This is a genomic window from Enterococcus sp. AZ095a (assembly GCF_050546735.1).
In the GTDB taxonomy this organism is placed as follows: domain Bacteria; phylum Bacillota; class Bacilli; order Lactobacillales; family Enterococcaceae; genus Enterococcus_D; species Enterococcus_D entomosocium.
In genome coordinates, this window is record NZ_CP172953.1 from 2990905 (window position 1) to 3009617 (window position 18713).

General features: G+C 44.7%; 19 protein-coding genes. 6 read left to right on the forward strand and 13 right to left on the reverse strand.

Features of this window, described 5'->3' with window-relative positions:
- Positions 1-4: 4 nt before the first annotated feature.
- From IGJ26_RS13725 to IGJ26_RS13750, 6 genes are all read right to left on the reverse strand, one after another.
- On the reverse strand, positions 5-1033 hold the full coding sequence (locus tag IGJ26_RS13725; protein WP_008380362.1) for a Gfo/Idh/MocA family protein: 1029 nt from the start codon (positions 1031-1033) through the stop codon (positions 5-7).
- Between the two features lie 24 nt (positions 1034-1057).
- The gene (locus IGJ26_RS13730) at positions 1058-2026 is read right to left on the reverse strand and encodes a sugar phosphate isomerase/epimerase family protein (RefSeq protein WP_008380360.1); all 969 of its coding nucleotides are present in this window, start codon (positions 2024-2026) and stop codon (positions 1058-1060) included.
- Positions 2023-2742 carry a ThuA domain-containing protein gene (locus IGJ26_RS13735; RefSeq protein WP_194199220.1) on the reverse strand — a complete coding sequence of 240 codons (720 nt, stop codon included), beginning with the start codon at positions 2740-2742 and terminating at the stop codon, positions 2023-2025. Before IGJ26_RS13735 ends, IGJ26_RS13730 begins: the two co-directional genes overlap by 4 nt.
- Positions 2739-3491: a sugar phosphate isomerase/epimerase family protein gene (locus IGJ26_RS13740; protein ID WP_016612870.1), complete on the reverse strand. Its 753-nt coding sequence runs from the start codon at positions 3489-3491 to the stop codon at positions 2739-2741. The genes IGJ26_RS13735 and IGJ26_RS13740 overlap by 4 nt, the downstream gene beginning before the upstream one ends.
- Before the next feature lie 30 nt (positions 3492-3521).
- Positions 3522-4595 carry a Gfo/Idh/MocA family protein gene (locus IGJ26_RS13745; protein WP_005228203.1) on the reverse strand — a complete coding sequence of 358 codons (1074 nt, stop codon included), beginning with the start codon at positions 4593-4595 and terminating at the stop codon, positions 3522-3524.
- A 234-nt stretch (positions 4596-4829) separates the two neighbouring features.
- The gene (locus IGJ26_RS13750; RefSeq protein WP_074536785.1) at positions 4830-5696 is read right to left on the reverse strand and encodes an AraC family transcriptional regulator; all 867 of its coding nucleotides are present in this window, start codon (positions 5694-5696) and stop codon (positions 4830-4832) included.
- Between the two features lie 132 nt (positions 5697-5828).
- Here IGJ26_RS13750 and IGJ26_RS13755 point away from each other — a divergent pair, with 132 nt between their 5' ends.
- The gene (locus tag IGJ26_RS13755; protein ID WP_074536786.1) at positions 5829-6617 is read left to right on the forward strand and encodes a PHP domain-containing protein; all 789 of its coding nucleotides are present in this window, start codon (positions 5829-5831) and stop codon (positions 6615-6617) included.
- 107 nt (positions 6618-6724) lie between these two features.
- Here IGJ26_RS13755 and IGJ26_RS13760 read toward each other — a convergent pair whose 3' ends face one another.
- From IGJ26_RS13760 to IGJ26_RS13785, 6 genes are all read right to left on the reverse strand, one after another.
- The gene (locus tag IGJ26_RS13760; RefSeq protein ID WP_008379573.1) at positions 6725-7663 is read right to left on the reverse strand and encodes a 2-dehydropantoate 2-reductase; all 939 of its coding nucleotides are present in this window, start codon (positions 7661-7663) and stop codon (positions 6725-6727) included.
- Between the two features lie 265 nt (positions 7664-7928).
- On the reverse strand, positions 7929-8891 hold the full coding sequence (locus IGJ26_RS13765) for a rhodanese-related sulfurtransferase (RefSeq protein ID WP_074536787.1): 963 nt from the start codon (positions 8889-8891) through the stop codon (positions 7929-7931).
- Between the two features lie 107 nt (positions 8892-8998).
- Entirely contained in the window at positions 8999-9748 is a 750-nt protein-coding gene (locus tag IGJ26_RS13770) for an alpha/beta fold hydrolase (protein ID WP_430599694.1), read from the reverse strand.
- A gap of 100 nt (positions 9749-9848) precedes the next feature.
- Positions 9849-10721 (reverse strand): fructokinase ScrK, encoded by an 873-nt coding sequence (scrK, locus tag IGJ26_RS13775; RefSeq protein WP_430599695.1) that lies wholly within the window; start codon positions 10719-10721, stop codon positions 9849-9851.
- A 19-nt stretch (positions 10722-10740) separates the two neighbouring features.
- The gene (locus IGJ26_RS13780; RefSeq protein WP_005233908.1) at positions 10741-11238 is read right to left on the reverse strand and encodes an LURP-one-related/scramblase family protein; all 498 of its coding nucleotides are present in this window, start codon (positions 11236-11238) and stop codon (positions 10741-10743) included.
- Between the two features lie 3 nt (positions 11239-11241).
- Positions 11242-12117, reverse strand: a complete 876-nt coding sequence (locus IGJ26_RS13785) for an SPFH domain-containing protein (RefSeq protein ID WP_008379560.1) — start codon at positions 12115-12117, stop codon at positions 11242-11244.
- Between the two features lie 164 nt (positions 12118-12281).
- On the opposite strand from IGJ26_RS13785, the gene IGJ26_RS13790 reads away from it, so the two are divergent.
- Positions 12282-12638: a hypothetical protein gene (locus tag IGJ26_RS13790; RefSeq protein WP_074536789.1), complete on the forward strand. Its 357-nt coding sequence runs from the start codon at positions 12282-12284 to the stop codon at positions 12636-12638.
- A 39-nt stretch (positions 12639-12677) separates the two neighbouring features.
- On the opposite strand, the gene queG is transcribed toward IGJ26_RS13790, so the two are convergent.
- Entirely contained in the window at positions 12678-13853 is a 1176-nt protein-coding gene (gene queG, locus IGJ26_RS13795; RefSeq protein WP_034872140.1) for a tRNA epoxyqueuosine(34) reductase QueG, read from the reverse strand.
- Positions 13854-14112: 259 nt separating this feature from the next.
- Between queG and IGJ26_RS13800 the strand changes: the two genes are divergently transcribed.
- The 4 genes from IGJ26_RS13800 to dhaL all read left to right on the forward strand — a co-directional run bounded on the left by IGJ26_RS13800 (position 14113) and on the right by dhaL (position 18641).
- Positions 14113-16437, forward strand: a complete 2325-nt coding sequence (locus IGJ26_RS13800) for an HAD-IC family P-type ATPase (protein ID WP_074536790.1) — start codon at positions 14113-14115, stop codon at positions 16435-16437.
- A gap of 199 nt (positions 16438-16636) precedes the next feature.
- Positions 16637-17041, forward strand: a complete 405-nt coding sequence (gene dhaM / locus IGJ26_RS13805) for a dihydroxyacetone kinase phosphoryl donor subunit DhaM (RefSeq protein WP_005228160.1) — start codon at positions 16637-16639, stop codon at positions 17039-17041.
- Positions 17038-18021 (forward strand): dihydroxyacetone kinase subunit DhaK, encoded by a 984-nt coding sequence (gene dhaK, locus IGJ26_RS13810; protein ID WP_061053301.1) that lies wholly within the window; start codon positions 17038-17040, stop codon positions 18019-18021. The genes dhaM and dhaK overlap by 4 nt, the downstream gene beginning before the upstream one ends.
- Positions 18022-18035: 14 nt before the next feature.
- Positions 18036-18641 (forward strand): dihydroxyacetone kinase subunit DhaL, encoded by a 606-nt coding sequence (dhaL, locus tag IGJ26_RS13815; protein WP_005233893.1) that lies wholly within the window; start codon positions 18036-18038, stop codon positions 18639-18641.
- Positions 18642-18713 lie beyond the last annotated feature (72 nt).

Consider the following 18713-nt stretch of genomic DNA (forward strand, 5'->3'; position numbering starts at 1 on the left):
TCTCTTACGCTGTGGCAAAAATGCGTTCGATCAACTGCATCACTGCTCGGACTTCTTCGTTTTTAACGATAGGTTCGGCACCGTTGCGTACAACGTTGTAAAAATTCTTGTAGAAAGGTTCAAAATCCGCTTCGGCTTTCGGGAAAGGAATCTCTTTGGCTGCCAATTCCGATGGCGGTGCCATCGTTTTCGTCAAGCCAACGCCTGCTTGGACTGGTTTTGGTGCAGCCACATCTTCGCGACCTGTTGCTTGCACCATTTCCCCATTTAGATCCCAATCGGTGATGGTGGCTGTTCCTTCTGTTCCTTTGATGTACCAGCGAGGCAATTGCGTGTAATTGGAGGTTCCAACTTCCACGATTGCTTTAACCCCATTTTCAAAAGTAATCAAAGCGAAGAACCCATCATCGACTTCTTCCCCCAACACAAAGCTAAGATCCGCTTTGACGTCTTTCACTGGGCTGTCGATCAGCCATAGCATTTGATCCAACAAGTGAACGCCCCAGTCTAAAAGCATTCCCCCACCTTGTTTTTTCACATGGCGCCAGTCTCCTGGGATGCCGTTTGCCCCTTGGACCCGTGACTCTAATTGGAACAAATCACCGATCTGTCCATTACGGTACAGTTCGCGTACAAGTAGAAAATCAGGATCCCAACGGCGGTTTTGGTGAACCATAAAGGTATTGCCAGTTTCTTGGGCAACCGCCACGATCTCATCTAGTTCCACAGTATTCAGCGCAACAGGCTTCTCGCAAACAACATGTTTGCCGGCTTTCAACGCAGCGATCGATAACTCTTTGTGCAAGTCATTAGGTGTGGCGATCAATACTGCTTCGATCGTCTCATCGGCTAAGACTTCATCATAGCTTTTAAAGACCTTATGGCCTTTTTCTTGGGAGATCGCTTGACGTTCTTCATTGATATCGTAAGTTCCTACGATGTGGATTCGTTCGTTTTCATTTGGTAAGATATTGTGGACATGGTACGCACCCATGCCGCCATATCCGATTACTGCAAAATTGATTGCACTCATGTCTGACACTCCTCGGTTTTCTTCTTATGCCCACCACATGGATGAAGCTTCTTCACGGATCATAATCGTCTTCAAGTTGCCGATGGCACGAGTCAGTCCTTCATCAATGGACATGATTGGATCTTCATGTTCAATACTCAAGACATAATCATACCCATAAATTCTAAGCGCAGAAATAATATCTGACCAGACTTGTAAGCTGTGGCCGCAACCGACTGAACGGAAGGTCCAAGCTCGGGTTTTGACATTGCTATATGGCTGCATGTCCGTCAAGCCATGCATGTTGATATTATCTTGATCCAAATACGTATCTTTGGCATGGAAGTGATGGATCGCATCGGCTTCCCCTAAGATTTTGACCGCTGCCACTGGGTCGATCCCTTGCCACCATAAATGACTTGGATCCAAGTTGCAGCCGATGGCTTTACCCGCAGCATCCCGCAGTTTCAACATCGTATAAGGGGTATGTGCCAAAAAGCCACCATGAAGTTCGATTCCAATTTTAACACCAGCCGCTTCCGCTTCCGTGTTGATGCCTTTCCAATAAGGAATCAATTTTTGTTCCCATTGATAATTATAATTGTCATCGTATTCCGTCGGCCATGGCAATACTGGCCAGTTGACTTGTGTATCTGTTGCATTTCCGCCTGAAACGCCTGAAAATCCGTTCACAACAGGTACATTCATTAAGCTGGCTAATTTGATGGTTTTGCGCAAAAGTTCATCGGCTTCTTGCGCTTCTGCTTTTAATGGAGAGATTGGGTTGTTGTGACAGCTCAAAGCTGAGATTTCCAATCCTTTATCAGCTAATTTCGCTAAGTATTCTTTTCGCTCTGCTTCACTTGCTAGTAAACGGTCAATGTCTAAGTGGGCATTGCCGGGAGAACCACCGGTACCGATCTCGACGGTTTGGAGCCCTTTTTTCGCTACTTCATCGATCATTTCTTCAAAGCTAAGTTGATTGAATAACGGGGTAAAAACACCTAATTTCATTTTCTTTCCTCCTCAATTGCTTGAAAATGCCCATATGTTGGGTAACGATTTTCTGTTGGTGCACACCAGCGAGCCGCATTTTGGATCACTTTTTGCACTTTGGGATTGTAATAGCTTGGGAATGTCTCATGACCAGGCTGGAAATAGAAGATTTTGCCATTCCCACGGCGGAATGTACAGCCGCTGCGGAAAACTTCACCACCAGGGAACCAGCTGACAAAGATCAATTCATCCGGCGCTGGAATATCAAAGTGCTCGCCATACATTTCCTCTTGCTCTAGTTCGATCCATTCGCCGACTCCTTCAGCGATTGGGTGGCTTGGATTAACATTCCAGATCCGCGCATGCTGATCGTCTACCCGCCATTTCAAATCGCACGACGTTCCCATCAAGGTTTTAAAGATTTTCGAAAAGTGGCCAGAATGCAAGACGATCAGTCCCATTCCTTCCCATACACGCTGCTGCACACGAGCAACGATAGCATCATCGACTTCTTCATGCGCCATATGGCCCCACCAAGCCAACACATCCGTGTCAGCCAATACTTGCTCCGTCAACCCATGTTCTGGTTCATCAAGGGTCGCCGTTCGCACTTGGAAATCATCCTCTTCTAAAAACTTGGCAATTTGACCATGGATTCCTTCTGGATACATTTTTTGGACGGTCTCATTCGTTTTTTCATGACGAAACTCGTTCCATACCGTAACGTGGATCATTGGTAGACCTCCTCTACGATGTTTTTTAATTGCAGATAATCAATCCCGCTGGCTTCTAAAGGAGCGAATTTTTGAAACGCTTCCTGCTCGACGATCAACCATGGTAGTTCTAATGCTTTAGCTGCTTCTACATACGACTTGATTGGTAAAATCCCATTGCCGATCTCGGTGCTTTCCTGCGGCTGCTCTTGCATATCTTTGATATGAACCAAGCCGACCTTCGTTTCGCGTTCCTTTAGCCAAGGTAAAACAGCCACGTTTGCAAAGGCTAACCAGTAAAGGTCGGCTTCCAAACGCAGTTGCGGATTGTCTTTGATCAGTTCATCGATCATAGATTCTCCAGCAACTTCAGTAAATTCATGGGCATGGTTGTGGTAGTAGCAAGTCAGCCCTTCTGCTTGCAACTTTTGGGTGATCTGGGTCAACTCCGCAGCAAAGGCTTGCCATTTTTCCAAAGAATCAAAACTGGCATACGGAATGACGATCCGTTGATTGCCAATCGTTTTTTCAAAAGCGACGGTTTCTTCAAAACGATCTCGCAATGCTTCAAACGGGATATGGGAAGCCGCGACCGCCAAATCCAACTGCTCCAGCATTTCTTTGATCTGAGCAGCACTGTGTCCATGATAACCGGCAAATTCAACACCGTCATAGCCGTTTTGTTTAACTGTTTTCAACGCTTCAAAAAGCTCTGTCTTGCAGTCCTCTTGAATACTCCAAAGCTGTAAAGCGATTTTCGGTTTTGTCATTTGTGCTCGCTCCTTTTCTTCCAGCAGTTCTTATAGGTAGACTGGCTCACCGGTTTGCGATGATTTGTAGATCGCTTCTAGAATCTCCGTCACGACCATTGCTTCTTCAGGTTTGACCACTGGTTCGGTATCGTTGATGATCGCATGGATCCACGATTGTGCTTCTAAAATTTCTGGCGTCTCCCCGTTTCCTTCATAAAAATCAACGCCGCCTGTTTCAAGTTCGATATTTTTTTCATACAGCAAGCTGTGGTCTTCCCCATTGATGGTCAAACCGTTGTTCATATCCGCACCGGCTTTGCTACCCATCAGTGTCGTTTTGGCTTCTTTCACATCCAAGCTGTTGAGCGCCCAGCTGGCTTCTAAGAAAATCGTTGCGCCATCTTCCATGACCACAAAACCAAAGGCCGAATCTTCTACTGAGAATTTCTCTGGGTCCCAAGGGCCCCAAGCATTTGCGGCATTTTTGGTTTGCGACAACTCATGATACGCTTTTCCGACAACAAATTTTGGTTTGTAATTGTTCATCATCCATAAGGTCAGATCCAATGCGTGGGTACCGATATCGATCAACGGACCGCCGCCTTGCGCTTCTTCATCAAGGAAAACACCCCAAGTTGGCACAGCCCGACGACGGATCGCATGAGCTTTCCCAAAATAAATGTTTCCTAATTGTCCTTCGGCGCACACTTCATGAAGATAACGAGAATCTTTTCTAAAACGGTTTTGGTAGCCGATCGTGAGTTTTTTTCCTGTTCGGTTGGCTGCTTCGATCATTGCTTTGGCTTCTGCCGCTGTTTTTGCCATTGGTTTTTCACACATGACATGACAATCCGCTTCTAGTGCAGCAATCGTCAACTCAGCATGTGAGGCGTTTGGTGTACACACATGGATCACATCTAGATCAGCTTGTGCCAACATTTCTTGATAATCGCTGAATACTTGAGCATCTTCGGTCCCAAATGCTGATTTCGCTTCAACTGCACGTTCAACCAGCAGATCACAAAAGGCAACCATTTCTACTTCTTCTACTTGAGACAAGGCAGGCATGTGCTTGCCGTTTGCGATCCCACCGCACCCAATGATTCCAACTTTAACTGTCATATCTTTCCTCCTGAAAACGCTTATTATTTTCTACCCCCTCATTATAGCGAAACATCGAAAGCAGTTCTTCCCAGTTTCCATTGAAAAAATTCCCGAAAATTATCTTATGAAACTTTAACAAAAAGAACCACTCCACAATTTATGCAAAGCGCTTAAAAAAACACTATCGAGAAAAAAATAGTGCCAGATCAACAAAAAAACAGTCGACAAGCACAGGCTCATCGGCTGTTTCTATCAATTTTGATTCAATTGTTTCTGGTACTGCAACGGTGATTGACCAACGGCTTCCTTAAAGACATGATGAAATGTTTTGACACTGGCAAAGCCAGCTTTTTCAGCGACTTCTGCCATCGGGATCTTTTCATTTGCCAAGATAAATTTGGCTTGATTGATACGGTATTCCGTCAAAAACTGCATGAAGGTCTTGCCAGTATTGGTTTTAAAGAAACGCGTGAAATAATGAGGACTAAACCCTACATGTCTTGCGGTGTCCTCCATCGTCAAGACTTCTTGGTAATGGGATTCGATGTACTCAAAGACATCATTCAGACGCTGCAAGGTTTCTTTGTATTGTGCGGCCGTTCGTTTTAGTGGATTGACGGCTCGTTTTCGCTTTGGCAAGCTTTGATAGCACTCCCCGATCAACTGGTAAAGCAGCCCGAGAGTCAAATAACGCTTCCCAACAACATTTTCCTCTTCCAACTGATACAACTCGATCAAGAGACCTGTTATTTTTTTCGTAAAACTCGCTGGCCAATTTTTGCTGTGGGGCTCCCCTTCTTCAAAGAGTGTCATCAAGGATACTTCATTTTCTCGCAGCAGCGGCTCTTCAAAAAGCTGCATATCAAATTGATAGACATAGCGTTCACTCTCAGGTGATGCAAGAAAGTAGTGGGGCTGCCCGCTGGAAAAAAGATATAGATCCCCTTCTTTCAACTCAATGATCGTATCGTCAACACCAATATTCACCGTGCCGCGCTTAGCGTAAATGATCTCGATTTCTTTATGGACATGGGGATAAACGATGGTCAAACCATCATTTAGAAACGTTCGAAAACGAAATTCACTTTCAAATTCAGGAATTTCAAGATACATACTCATGGCTGACCGACTCCTTCGCTCTATTCTTATTTATTATAAGCGAAAAATTGCCCAAGAGAAAACCTTTTCTCAGCCAATCATAGTTTCTTCTGCTTTTTTGTGGTATCGTATTCAAGAAAAGGAGTCTTGTTTATGAATTATTATGATCAACATCTGCATACATTTTTGTCTTTTGATTCAGATGAACAGTTTGAGAATTATCTAGCTTACCATCCTGCCTACTTCGTTGCGACAGATCATTTCGATTTGAAGAACCCCTATTCGGGATTCCGTGATGATATTCCTGACTATGAATTACTAGTAAATACCCACCAGAAGCTGCAAGAGACCACAGCGACGAAACTCTTAAAAGGCATCGAGATTGGTGTCGTGCCTGGTCAAGAACAAGAAATCTTGCGCTATCTTGAAAGCCATCCTTATGACTTGAAATTGATCAGTATCCATCAAAACGGTACCTTTGATTATATGGACGATGCCGTGTTGACGAAGGACAAATTTGCAGTCGCCAAACAATACTTTGACCAAATGGCCCACGTGTTGGACTCGTTTTCTGACGGGCATATCGTGACCCACTTTGATTATGGCTTGCGTCGTTTCCAATTTACAGCTGAGGAATTGGCCGCCCATTTTGAAACAGAGTTAACGACGATCTTCAAAAAAATCGTTGCCCGTGACTTAGCGATGGAAATCAACGCGAAGAGTTTTGGCCCCTATCAAAATGCCCACCTTTATCAATATGCTATCCCGCTGTATCAAAGTGTCGGGGGTAAATTGTTCACCCTCGGCTCTGATGCCCATAAAGCCAGTGATTATCGGTTAGATTTTGCAGCGATGAGCGATCTGCTGCGTTCCTTTGGTGTCAATCAATTAGCGGTATTTCAAGGTAGTGAACGGTTTATGGCGGATCTGCCTGCTAAATAGCGTCACCTTTGAATACACTCTACAACACATTTTCAATAAATGAACCAAAAACGGCGAACCCTAAAAGGATACGCCGTTTTTTCATTTTAAGACCATATTTACTTAGGTTATTCTGCTGCTAAAATATCTTCCTTGGCATGGATCATTTGAGTCAAAAAGTCACAATAAGGCGTTGGCACTTGGTACTTGCGGCCTTTTCGTGAGATTGCGCCATTGATATAATCGATCTCGGTTTTGCGATGATTATTGATCAAATCTTGATACATGGATGGATAGTGCATTCCGATGCCTTCTGGATCATAGGTTTCCTCAATATGGTGGACTACTTCGGATACATCCAGTTCAACAGATTCATGGGTAGCAACTGCCGCAAATTCTTCCACAATCGTTTGGACCATCGCACGCGCCGTTGAGGTTTGTCCGAATTGAGCAATATTCACATTTAAAATCGAACACAAACCATTTAGTGTGCCGTTGACACAGGCTTTGCGATAGATGGAGTAGCGAATGTTCTCAGAATAAGACGCATTTAACCCAGCATCAGCCAAGACTGCCGCTAATTGACGGGCATCTTCTTCTTTGCCCGGTTCGATATTTTGCAGTTCTACAGAACCATCCCCAAACAAGCGAACATTACCAGGACCAATCAAGTCCGCCGTCCAAATGGTATTTCCTAAAAAGATTTTATCCGTGCTGACATATTTTTCAATCGTGTCCTCATGACCGATCCCGTTTAATAAGCATAAGACTTTCGTTTGCTCTCCGATCATCGGTTTGATCGTTTGCATCATTTGATCCAGTTGCATCGCTTTAGTAAAGACCAGGATCAAGTCTGCTTGTACAGTCGTTGGGATCTCATTTTGCGAATAGATCGAAAAAGGGACTGCGATCTCTTCACCGTTTAAGTTCGCTCGTAATCCGTGTTCACGGATCGCTTCGATATGCGCCGGCCAGCCGTCGATCAACGTGACGTCATTTCCGCCTCTTTTTAGCATAATAGCAAAACGGCTGCCCATAGCACCTGCACCAGCAATAACAATTTTCATCTGAATTCCTCTTTCCTCTTCCACAATTAGGTATAGTTTACTCTAAAATCGTGAAATATGCGAGAGCCTTGCGTTTTTTCTCGATAGGAAAGAAAAAAGAACAATTGGAATAGTTAGATTTTTCAGATAATTAAAAAACGGTCGTTTCCAATTTTGTCCATTCAAAAAGTCGCACGGAAGATTGAAAACTTGACTGAGCGAAACCAGTTTTCGGACTCACGTGCGACCCTTCTATTCAATTATTTCCTGTGAAACAGTTGTCGTTTTAGGCAGTGACTGTTTCATTGTTTGTTGCAAAGTTTTTTAGCCGTTCAGCTTTTTCCGCTTCTGTGATCCCATGTTGTTCCACGTAACGGTTGTGTTCGTGGATGGCACAATCATAGCTACAGGCACCTAAATGGGCAGCTTGATTTTCTTCAGAAGTCAAAAATTGGCGATTGCATTCTGGGTTGGCACAGTTTACATAGCGCTCGCAAGGTGTGCCATCAAACCAGTCGCGACCGATAACTTTTTTATCCACATGATTGATTTCCACACTAATGCGTTCATCAAAGACGTACATTTTGCCATCCCAAAGCTCGCCTTGAACTTCTGGGTCATTCCCATAAGCAAAGATACCACCATGAAGTTGGGCCACATCATCAAAGCCTTCTCGCAGCAACCAGCCTGAGAATTTTTCACAACGGATACCACCAGTACAATAAGTAACGACTTTTTTATCCATAAATTTTTCTTTATTATCGATGATCCATTGCGGCAACTCACGGAAGCTGCGGATATCGGGACGAACGGCTCCCCGGAAATGGCCTAAGTCATATTCATAATCGTTACGGGCATCGATCACCACGGTATCTTCATCTAACAAAGCTTCTTTGAACCCTTTAGGATCTAAATATTTTCCAGTCATTTCTAATGGATCGATGTCATCTTCCAGGTTCAATGAAACCAATTCTTTGCGCGGACGAACGAATAGCTTTTTAAACGCATGTTCTTCTACTTCATCGATTTTATAAAAAATCCCTTTAAAACGGGGATCAGCTTCCATTTTTTCCATATAGCGATTTGTTGCTTCAACCGTTCCAGAAAGCGTGCCATTGATCCCTTCATTGGCTACTAAAATACGGCCCTTGATGCCAATTTCTTTTCCAAATGCTAAATGCTCCTTGGCGAAGCTTTCCGGATCTTCAATTGTTGTATATTTATAAAATAATAAAACGCGGTATGTCAAACCAATTCCTCCTTTTTTTGCACCCTACAGTATAGGTTATCACGTGACAAAAAACGAGTTTTATGCTTGTACCTTTTCACACAATCTTTTTCTTTGAGCAAACAGTGTCATGGATTGGTTTTATTGAGCTCTGCCACGAAAAAAGCTGTGACTTGATCCATCGTTTCTCCACGCACCAGATGGCGTTCTTCTCGCGAGATAAACTGCAGATTTGCTTCTGGATTTTCTGCCACAAAGGCTTCCACATCAGCATAAGGAATTTTCTCGTCTTGGGTACCATGCCAAAATAAAAGGGGACGCTGTCCTAATTTCTCTGGTTGAGAAGACAGATCGTAAGCATCCATCCAGCTTAAAAGCTGACCATAATCCTCGGGTACAAAGAACCCAGCAGCGCCGGCGTGCATTTGGATGCGGTCACGGTATTTCAACATGGAAGGAGAACCCATGATACAAGCTGCCGCTGTGATTTCTGGATGCTGGCACAATAAACCACACGTGGTCATCCCTCCCATGGAGACACCGCCAACTGCGATCTGACCGTTGACCAAACCAAGATTTTCAAAAAAATCGACTAAGTAAGAAAACTCAAATAGATTGGTTTGGATACTTTGCCAAAAAGTTAAAGAAGGAATCTCCGATAGCTGGGTCTTGCGCTCCCCATGATTGGCTGCATCTGGCAAGACCACCCGAAAACCTTCTCTAGCCAACTTTCTGCCTTGTGTCAACACTAATTCTTTGCTCGTCTGCCAACCATGATAGTAAGTAATCAATGGCAGCGGTTCATAAATCATTTCTTCTGGTACGACTTCTAAGACCGGAATATTCCCGATTTTTCTTTTTCGAACAGCTAATTTCATTCTTTTCCACCTCAGCTTAAGTATACAAAAAGTCGCCAAAAGCGCCACTGATACGCTGTAAAAAAAGATCATACCCGAAGAGTATGATCCGTTTTTTCGTTTATGAATGTAAGACCGCTTCTCGAGCCAATGCCAAACAACCGAGCGTTCCAGCGTTGTCTTCCAATGCTGGGGTCACGATATATTTGCTTAACTCAGGTGTTTCGACATACCCATTGACCAATTTTGCAAATGCGTCATGGACGTTTTGCAGCATATGGCGTTGTTTCATCACACCACCGCCAAAAATGATCACATCTGGAGAAAACATCAAAGTTGTATTGTAGGCACATTGAGCAATATAGGAGGCTTCGATTTCCCAATAAGGATCATCTTCTGCAACCTCTTGTCCTTTTTTCCCTAAGCGTTTTTCGATGGCGGGTCCAGCGGCCATCCCTTCTAAACAGTTGCCATGAAATGGACAGCTGCCAGAAAAGTCATCTTTTGGATGAGGGACGACCAGCATATGCCCCATTTCTGGATGACTAAACCCTTCGATAAAGCGCCCTTCTTGTAAGGCACCGCCGCCAACACCTGTACCGATCGTATAGTAAACGACACTGCTTAATCCTTTGCCACTGCCGAAGACATACTCACCATAGGCAGCCGCATTGACATCTGTTGTCCAAGAAATCGGGATCGGAAATTCTTTTTTCATGGTACCGATGAAATCAAAATTTTGCCATGCCAATTTCGGGGTCGAGGTAATGTACCCATAAGTGGCAGAATCACGATGGATATCGATAGGCCCAAATGAGCCAATCCCAATCCCTGCTAAATCTGCTTGGTATTGTTTGAAGAAACCAATGACTAAAGGCATTGTTTCCTCAGGTGTCGTTGTCGGAAAGCTCACTCTTTCCTTGATCGTCATTTCTTCATCGCCAATGGCGCACACAAATTTTGTGCCGCCTGCTTCAATCGAACCGTATAACATGCACATCGCTCCTTTTTTTCTAACTACTTGCTGAACTTGACGCTGCGGCATCATCTGCTTTGACGCGATCGATGGCTACCACTAATGCAATGATCAGGTCATCTAGATCTTCTTCATAGATCACAACTTCATAGGTATCGCCCCAAGAGATCCATTTTTTGTGAATCTCTGCGATTCGCTTGCCATTGCGGTTGACCACAAAATCCATATCCCACCAATTGCCGTCCACATCGATGCCTTCTGCACTGATGGAATAGCGGGCTTTAAAAAATGTGAAATGTTTTTCTAAAACGATCGCTTCTTGGCCGTGGACTTCCACAAAAAATTTCGGTAATAAACTGAACACTTTTTTGGTGATCTCCGCGATCGGTCGCTGCTGCTCATTGAAGATCGTAAAACTTTTCGGGATCTTAAAAAAACTGCCTTCGACATAATAGCGAGGGTTTTGTAAGTCATCGGTCACGGTAAATTTTTCGCCGATGCTGAAAACCTTCTGTTTGATGTAAAGTTTCTTCAAATGCTACACTCCTTTCTCTTTGACATCGCCCGTATTGATCACCGGCTGAGTGCCTTTATCGGTAATGATCGACACCAATAAATTATTGATCAGTTGGACTTTGCGGTCATCTGTGAAATTGATGTCCTGTCCGTCTTCGATTTGTTCTAACGCCATTTGTGTCATGGAGACGGCTCCTTCAACAATGATTTGCCGTGCTGATAAAATTGCTTTAGCTTGTTGGCGCTGCAGCATCGCACTAGCGATCTCAGTCGCATACGCGAGGTGATTTAAGCGGGTCTCTATGACTTCGACCCCAGCAACAGCTAATCGTTCCTGCAATTCTTTTGCCAGCTCCTCCGAGACTTCACTTGTATTGCCTCGCAACGTCAGATCATCGTCATTGAACGTGTCATAAGGGTATTGCGTCGCAATATGACGAATCGCTGTTTCACTTTGGATCTCAATGAAGTCTTGGTAATAATCGACATCAAACAATGCTTTAGCGGTATCTACAACTTTAAATACCACCACTGCCGAGATCTCGATCGGGTTTCCGTCTGAATCATTGACCTTCAACAGCGAACTGTTAAAGTTGCGGACTTTCAATGAAACATTGATTTTTTGGGTTAATGGGGTTGTCACAAACAAGCCGTTGTCTTTAATGGTTCCTAAATATTGCCCAAAAAAGAGGATCGCTTTGGCTTGGTTGGGTTGTACGATCGTTAACGAACTAAGGAAAAGAAACGAAACGATCCATAAAAGAATACTGAGAACGATTTCGAGAACGCTCTCATTTACGAACCCATGATAAAACAAATAACCGCCGCCAACTAATAACCCGATTAGCACAACCAGTGCTAAATACCCATTCACATGAAATGTCTGTTTTTCTGTCATTTTTATTCCTTCCCTTCTTGCTCTTATCTTACCTTGGTTAAAGCCGCTGTGCAAATGTTCTTGCGCATATCAGCGACGATTCCCAATCAAGCTATTTTGTTTTCTACAACTTTCCCGTTACAATTAAGGTAGGACAAAATTTTTCACAAAAAGGAGTAATTCTTATGGCACAAAAAATTGACTTAGAAACGAGTAAATGGTCGTTGGAATCGATCATTAAAACGGTCGGCACCGATCTTTCCTCTGTTGTGGAGGTACAAAACAAAGACGGCATTGACGTTGTAGTGATCTCGAAAGACGAGTGGCAATATCTTTTGGAATTACTCGATGCGCGTCATGCAGAAGGCTATCGGTTAGAACAAGAGCTTCCTGAAGAAATTTTAATTGACGTTGCCGATACCGACAATCAGTATACAGAAGACGGCGAGTTAGAAATGGAACTGCCTGAACGTGTGCATCCAGCACCTGATTTTGAACTGGATTCAGAAGAAATCGTTGAAAGTGATGACGTACTAGATTAAATAAAAAAGCAAAACGGCCCCGGGCTCGTTTTGCTTTTTTTATAGCTCTTTTTCCTGCTTTTTGGTAATGACTGCTTGCAATCGTTCGATGGCAGGCTGCAATTCTTGTAGCGCCTCTTCTTCGGGTTCTAACTCTGCACACCGTTGCAGTCGCTCTAACCACATTTCTGGTTCTTTGACGCCCAACTGGCCAATGGCCCAATAAGCCGTTCCTCGAATCACTGGGCGCACGTCTTCTGTCGCACAGCGCCAAATCGCTGGCAAGGCACTGCGGTCTCCCACATTGGCTAAGGCGATGATGGCATTACGCTGCAACGGTTTTTTCCCCCGCCAAGAGCCAGATAGATGGCCAAATTGTGCTTTGAAGGCTTTGTTTGATAAAGACAGCATCGGTTGCAGTTTTGGATAAACGGTATCGACTTCAGGCTCCATCTCTTGATGAAAATGGAAGTCTTTCCCCCGATTATAAGGGCAGACCAGCTGACAAATATCGCAGCCGTAAATCACGTTATGCATCTTTTTGCGGTACTCTTCTGGCATCATACCCTTCGTCTGGGTTTGATAGGACAAACAGCGCTGGGCATTCATTCGACCATCGCCCAATAACGCTTTGGTGGGGCAAGCCGTCACACAACGCATGCAATCACCACAACCAAACGGGACTTCTTCATCTGGTTCGAGAGAGATATTGGTGACGATCTCCCCTAGATAAACAAACGAACCAAATTCTTCCGTAATCAGCAAGCCATTACGACCGATAAAGCCAAGACCCGCCCGCTGCGCTGCCGCCACATCCACCAATTCCCCTGTATCGACTTGTGGTGCGAAACGCCATTCGACTTGTTCTTCCATCGTTTGCGCTTGTTCTTTGATAAAGGCGATTAAGCGATCCAACCGTTCTCGCAAAATATCATGGTAATCGATGCCCCACGAGGCACGGGCAAACATGCCGCGTTTTTCATCCCGCGGGACTTTCTCTTTGATTTTTGTCGGATAAGCTAAAGCGATCGCAATGATCGTTTGCGGATTTTCAAATGTCCGTTCAGGATAGATACGCTCTTCGATCACAGGATGCTCAAAACCAGACGTATGGCCTTTGGCTTTTTGTTCCCGCAAGGAAGGCTCCAATGCCAAAAACGGCTCCGCTGAAGCAAACCCGATCTTGTCGATGCCAAGCCGCTTGCTTTCTGCAATAATTTTTTCTTTTAAAGACATGCACGCTACCCTCTTTTGTCCGCTAAGCATCTGCTTCTCGGCTTTTTCTCTTCCCCTATTATACGTAAGCACCTGAAAAAAGTCGATGGTGCGGTTTGTTCCCCCCGTTTTTTTCTTTCTTTAAAAGAACACGTGTTGATTGTTTAAGATTTTAATTAATTTTATCGTTATTTTCCTCGCAACGATTGCATTGCCTTTTTCGAATGCTAGACTAGATAAAGGAATTAGAAAGAAATGAACAAATGAAATGGAGATGCTTATGACTCAATTACCCACCGGCTTGACTGCAGCAGAAGTCGCCAAGAAAACCCAAGAGGGGTTGCACAATGATTATGAAACAAAAACCAGTAAATCAACTGCTGCGATCATCAAAGACAATTTACTGACATTATTCAATTTTCTCAATCTATTGATTGGCGTTTTTTTATTTGCCGTAGGCGCCTATTCCAACATGTTCTACTTAGCGATTATTTTTGTGAATATCACCATTGGGATCAGCCAAGAATTGCACGCGCGTAATTTAGTAAAAAAACTCTCACTTGTTTCACCGCAAACGGTACGAGTGATTCGAGATGCCCAAATCCATGAGATTTCAGCCAAAGAATTGGTCTTAGAGGACGTAGTTATTCTTGGTGCTGGGGACCAAATCCCCGCTGATATGACGGTGCTTTCTGGACTAGTCGAAGTCAATGAAGCGATGCTGACTGGTGAAGCCGATCTGGTTGTCAAAGAAGCAGGTGCTTCCTTACTCTCAGGGAGTTTCATCGTCAGCGGTGAAATGACAGGAACAGTCCTTCATGTCGGTGCAGAAAACTACGCAGCGAAACTAAGCAATGAGGCAAAGGTCCACAAACCGATCCGCTCTGAGCTGCTTGCTTCGATCCGTAGTGTATCCAAATTCACCAGCTATGTAATCGTTCCTTTAGGGGTGATTTTGTTCTTCCAAGCCTTTATGATGCGAGATGCTGGGATCAAGGAATCCGTCGTCGTTTCTGCCGCTGCCTTATTAGGAATGTTACCAAAAGGACTTGTCCTGCTGATCAGTATCGCCTTGACGACAGGTGTCATTAAATTGGCAAAAAAACGGATTTTGGTCCAAGACATGTATGCCGTTGAAACCTTAGCGCATGTCGATACCCTTTGTCTGGATAAGACGGGGACGTTGACGGAAGGCCATATGGTTCTCGAATCGATCGTTCCTCTCCAAGCCGACAGCGACCCTAACATGCTCTTAGGGAATTATTTGGCAGCCAGTACGGATAACAATTTGACGATGCAAGCATTGCGTCAAGGCTGTCCTGAGCTAACGGATCATCAGCCGATCGACGTCGCTGCCTTTTCTTCACAGCGCAAATGGGGTGCTGTGGCTTTTGAACATCTAGGAAATGTCTATCTTGGTGCACCTGAAAAAGTCGCCGGCTCTGCTGCCTTGCCGCAAGTCATAGAAGCGCAAGAAGCTGGTCTACGGGTGTTGATTTTAGCCGTAGAAACTGATCCAAAAACGCCAACATCCTTTGACCCAACCAACGCACAAGCGGTGGCTGTCTTGATTTTATCCGATATCATCCGCCAAAACGCAGAAGAAACCTTGGCTTACTTAGCGGATCAAGGCATCGATCTAAAAGTGATCTCTGGCGATAATCCAATAGCTGTCGCAGCGATCGCCCATCGTGCAGGCCTAGCGAATGCCGATCAAGCCATCGATCTTTCTACCTTAACGACCGAAGCAGAAGTCCGAGAAGCTGCGACACGCTATACGGTCTTTGGTCGTGTGACTCCTGAACAAAAGAAACTACTCGTTCAAGAATTAAAAGCCAATCAACGGACCGTTGCCATGACGGGTGATGGCGTCAACGATGTGTTGGCACTACGGGAAGCCGACGTCAGCATTGCAATGGCTGCTGGCGACAGTGCGGCTCGTCAAATCGCTAACTTTGTCTTATTGGATTCTGACTTTACTACGTTGCCAGATGTTTTATTTGAAGGACGCCGCGTCGTCAATAACGTGACCAAAGCGTCGGGAATCTTCTTTATCAAGACGATTTACAGCTTCTTGCTCTCTTTGGTTTGTATCCTGACATCCAGCGCCTTTCCGTTCTTGCCGATCCAAATCACATTGATCGACTTAGCAATTGAAGGTTATCCATCTTTCTTCCTTTCCTTTGAAGAAAACAAAGCACCGATCAAAGGTCGTTACTTGCCGACAGTCTTGCTCAATGCGTTGCCAAATGCCTTGTTGGTGTTAGTCAATTACTTTGCGATCCGCTTTTTACAAACCGACTACGGTTGGTCGCAATTTGATACGACGACCTTGTTGTACTATTTGTTGATCGGGATCAGCTGTATCGCTGTGATTCGCGCTTGCTTGCCATTAAATCCATTGCGATTGTTCTTAGCGATTACCACTACCGTGGGGATCTATGTCGCAGCAATGCTTTTCCACGGATTGCTGGAAGTCGGTTTCTTGACCTCCGTAACATTGCCTTACTTCCTTGGCATGATGGCATTGAACATCTGCCTGTACGTGGGGCTTTCTTTCCTAACGAAGCGCTTTTCAGCCAAAATGCTTGTTAAACAATCCTAACCAATTCTGCCGCATCGTCTTTCTTTATCCAGAAAGACGATGCGGTTTTTTTGTCCTCTCCATAGGTGCAACCATACAAGAAGAAAGAAATTTGGTATACTGAACCTGTAGGCGGTTTCAACAAGGACGGTGTTTCTTTGGAAAAGGCAACCCCCTTGTCAAACAGCCAAATTTAATCAGAAAGTGTTGGTGAAATTGGATGAAAAAAAGTATTTTACTCGTTTCTCACAGTCAGCAACTCACCGAAGGATTAAAACAGATGATCGAAGAAATGGCTGATGGCGAGTCAGTCACGATCTATTCTTTAGGCGGGACAGCAGAAGGAGAGCTGGGTTCTGACGCCACGAAAATCGTGGATGCCGTCAACGAATCCGCAGATGCTGAACTGATCTTAGTCTTTGCCGATCTAGGCAGTGCCGTTTTGAATGCCGAACTTGCTTACGACATGCTGGAACCTCAGCAACAAGAACGCTATCACCTGATCGACGCGCCGCTGGTGGAAGGTGCCTTTGCTGCAGCAATCACCGCTGGTTTTAGTGATGATTTGGCGCAAATCGTTGCAGAAGCAAAAAAAGCAGCCGAGAAAGGATGGCATGAAGCATGAAAAAAATCATTAATGATCCCTCAATGATCGTAGAAGAAATGTTGGCTGGTATCGTAGGCAGTTATCCTGAACTGGTCCATCAAGTCGCCGACTCACGGGTGATCGCTAAGAATAATCAAAAAGAACAAGTCGGTCTTGTTTCTGGCGGTGGGAGCGGACATGAGCCGGCCCATGCTGGCTTTGTCGGTGATGGGATGCTTAGCGCCGCCGTTTTAGGCGATGTCTTCACCTCCCCGACCCCCGACCAGATTTTGACGGCTATCCAAGATTCTGATCAAGGACAAGGCGTCTTGTTGATCGTCAAAAACTATACTGGCGATATCTTGAACTTTGAGATGGCCAAAGATATGGCAGAAATGGAAGAGATCACAACGGAGATCGTGGTCGTTGATGATGATATCGCTGTTGAAAATAGCACCTATACTGCTGGGAAACGAGGAGTTGCCGGTACGGTTTTAGTCCACAAGATTTTAGGCGCAGCTGCACGTAGTGGTGCCAGCTTAAGTGAATTAAAAACACTGGGCGATGCCTTGGTTGCATCGATCAAAACCATTGGGGTCGCATTAAAAGCGGCAACAGTTCCTGAAGTTGGGAAACCAGGTTTTGACTTAGCCGATGATGAGATCGAGTATGGCGTGGGTATCCACGGCGAACCTGGTTACCGTCGAGAAAAACTGAAACCCTCACGTGAACTAGCAAAAGAGTTGGTGGAAAAAATCTTGGCGGATTATGAAAAGACCCCAGAAAAAGTCGGTGTCTTGATCAACGGTATGGGTGGTACGCCGCAAATGGAGTTATTCGTTTTTGCCAATGATGTCGCGAAATTACTCGCAGAAAAAGACATCCCTGTCTCCTTCCATAAAGTCGGCAATTTCATGACTTCCATCGATATGCAGGGACTTTCACTGACCTTGATCGACTTCAGCGAAACGGATCACACCGATGCGTTAAATGAAGCCGTCACAACAATAGCCTGGTAAAGGAGCGAATAGAGATGCAATTGACAACAGAAACGGTGCAAGCATGGTTAGATACCTTCACGAAAGAAATCGAAGCAAACAAGGCCTATTTGAGCGATCTAGATACACCGATCGGCGACGGTGACCATGGCAACAATATGGCACGCGGCGTAGCCGCTTATCAAGAAGCTTATGCCAAGCAACAGCCAACGACGATCAGTGATACCTTTAAAGTCTTCTCGATGGCAATGATCTCAAAAGTCGGCGGTGCTTCGGGTCCCCTTTATGGTTCAGCGTTTATGAATATGACCAAAGCAACGAAGGAACTAGAAACGATCGACTCCTTTGAACAATTAGGTACGATCGTTGAAGAAGGCTTGACCGGCATCAAAATGCGGGGAAAAGCTGAGTTTGAAGACAAAACGATGGTCGATGTGTGGCAACCTGTCGCAGAAGCCTTGAAAAAAGGTGAATTGACCAAAGACACGATCGAAGCAGCGAAAGAGCATACCAAAGAACTAGTGGCTAAAAAAGGCCGTGCCTCTTATGTTGGTGAACGTGCCATCGGTCATATCGATCCCGGATCGGCTTCTAGTGCGATTTTATTTGAGTCTTTGTTAACGGTGATAGAAAAGGATTAAAAAAACGATGCTCTTACAAAATACCGTTTAAGACAAAAGACAAACCTTATGATTGCATAAGGTTTGTCTTTT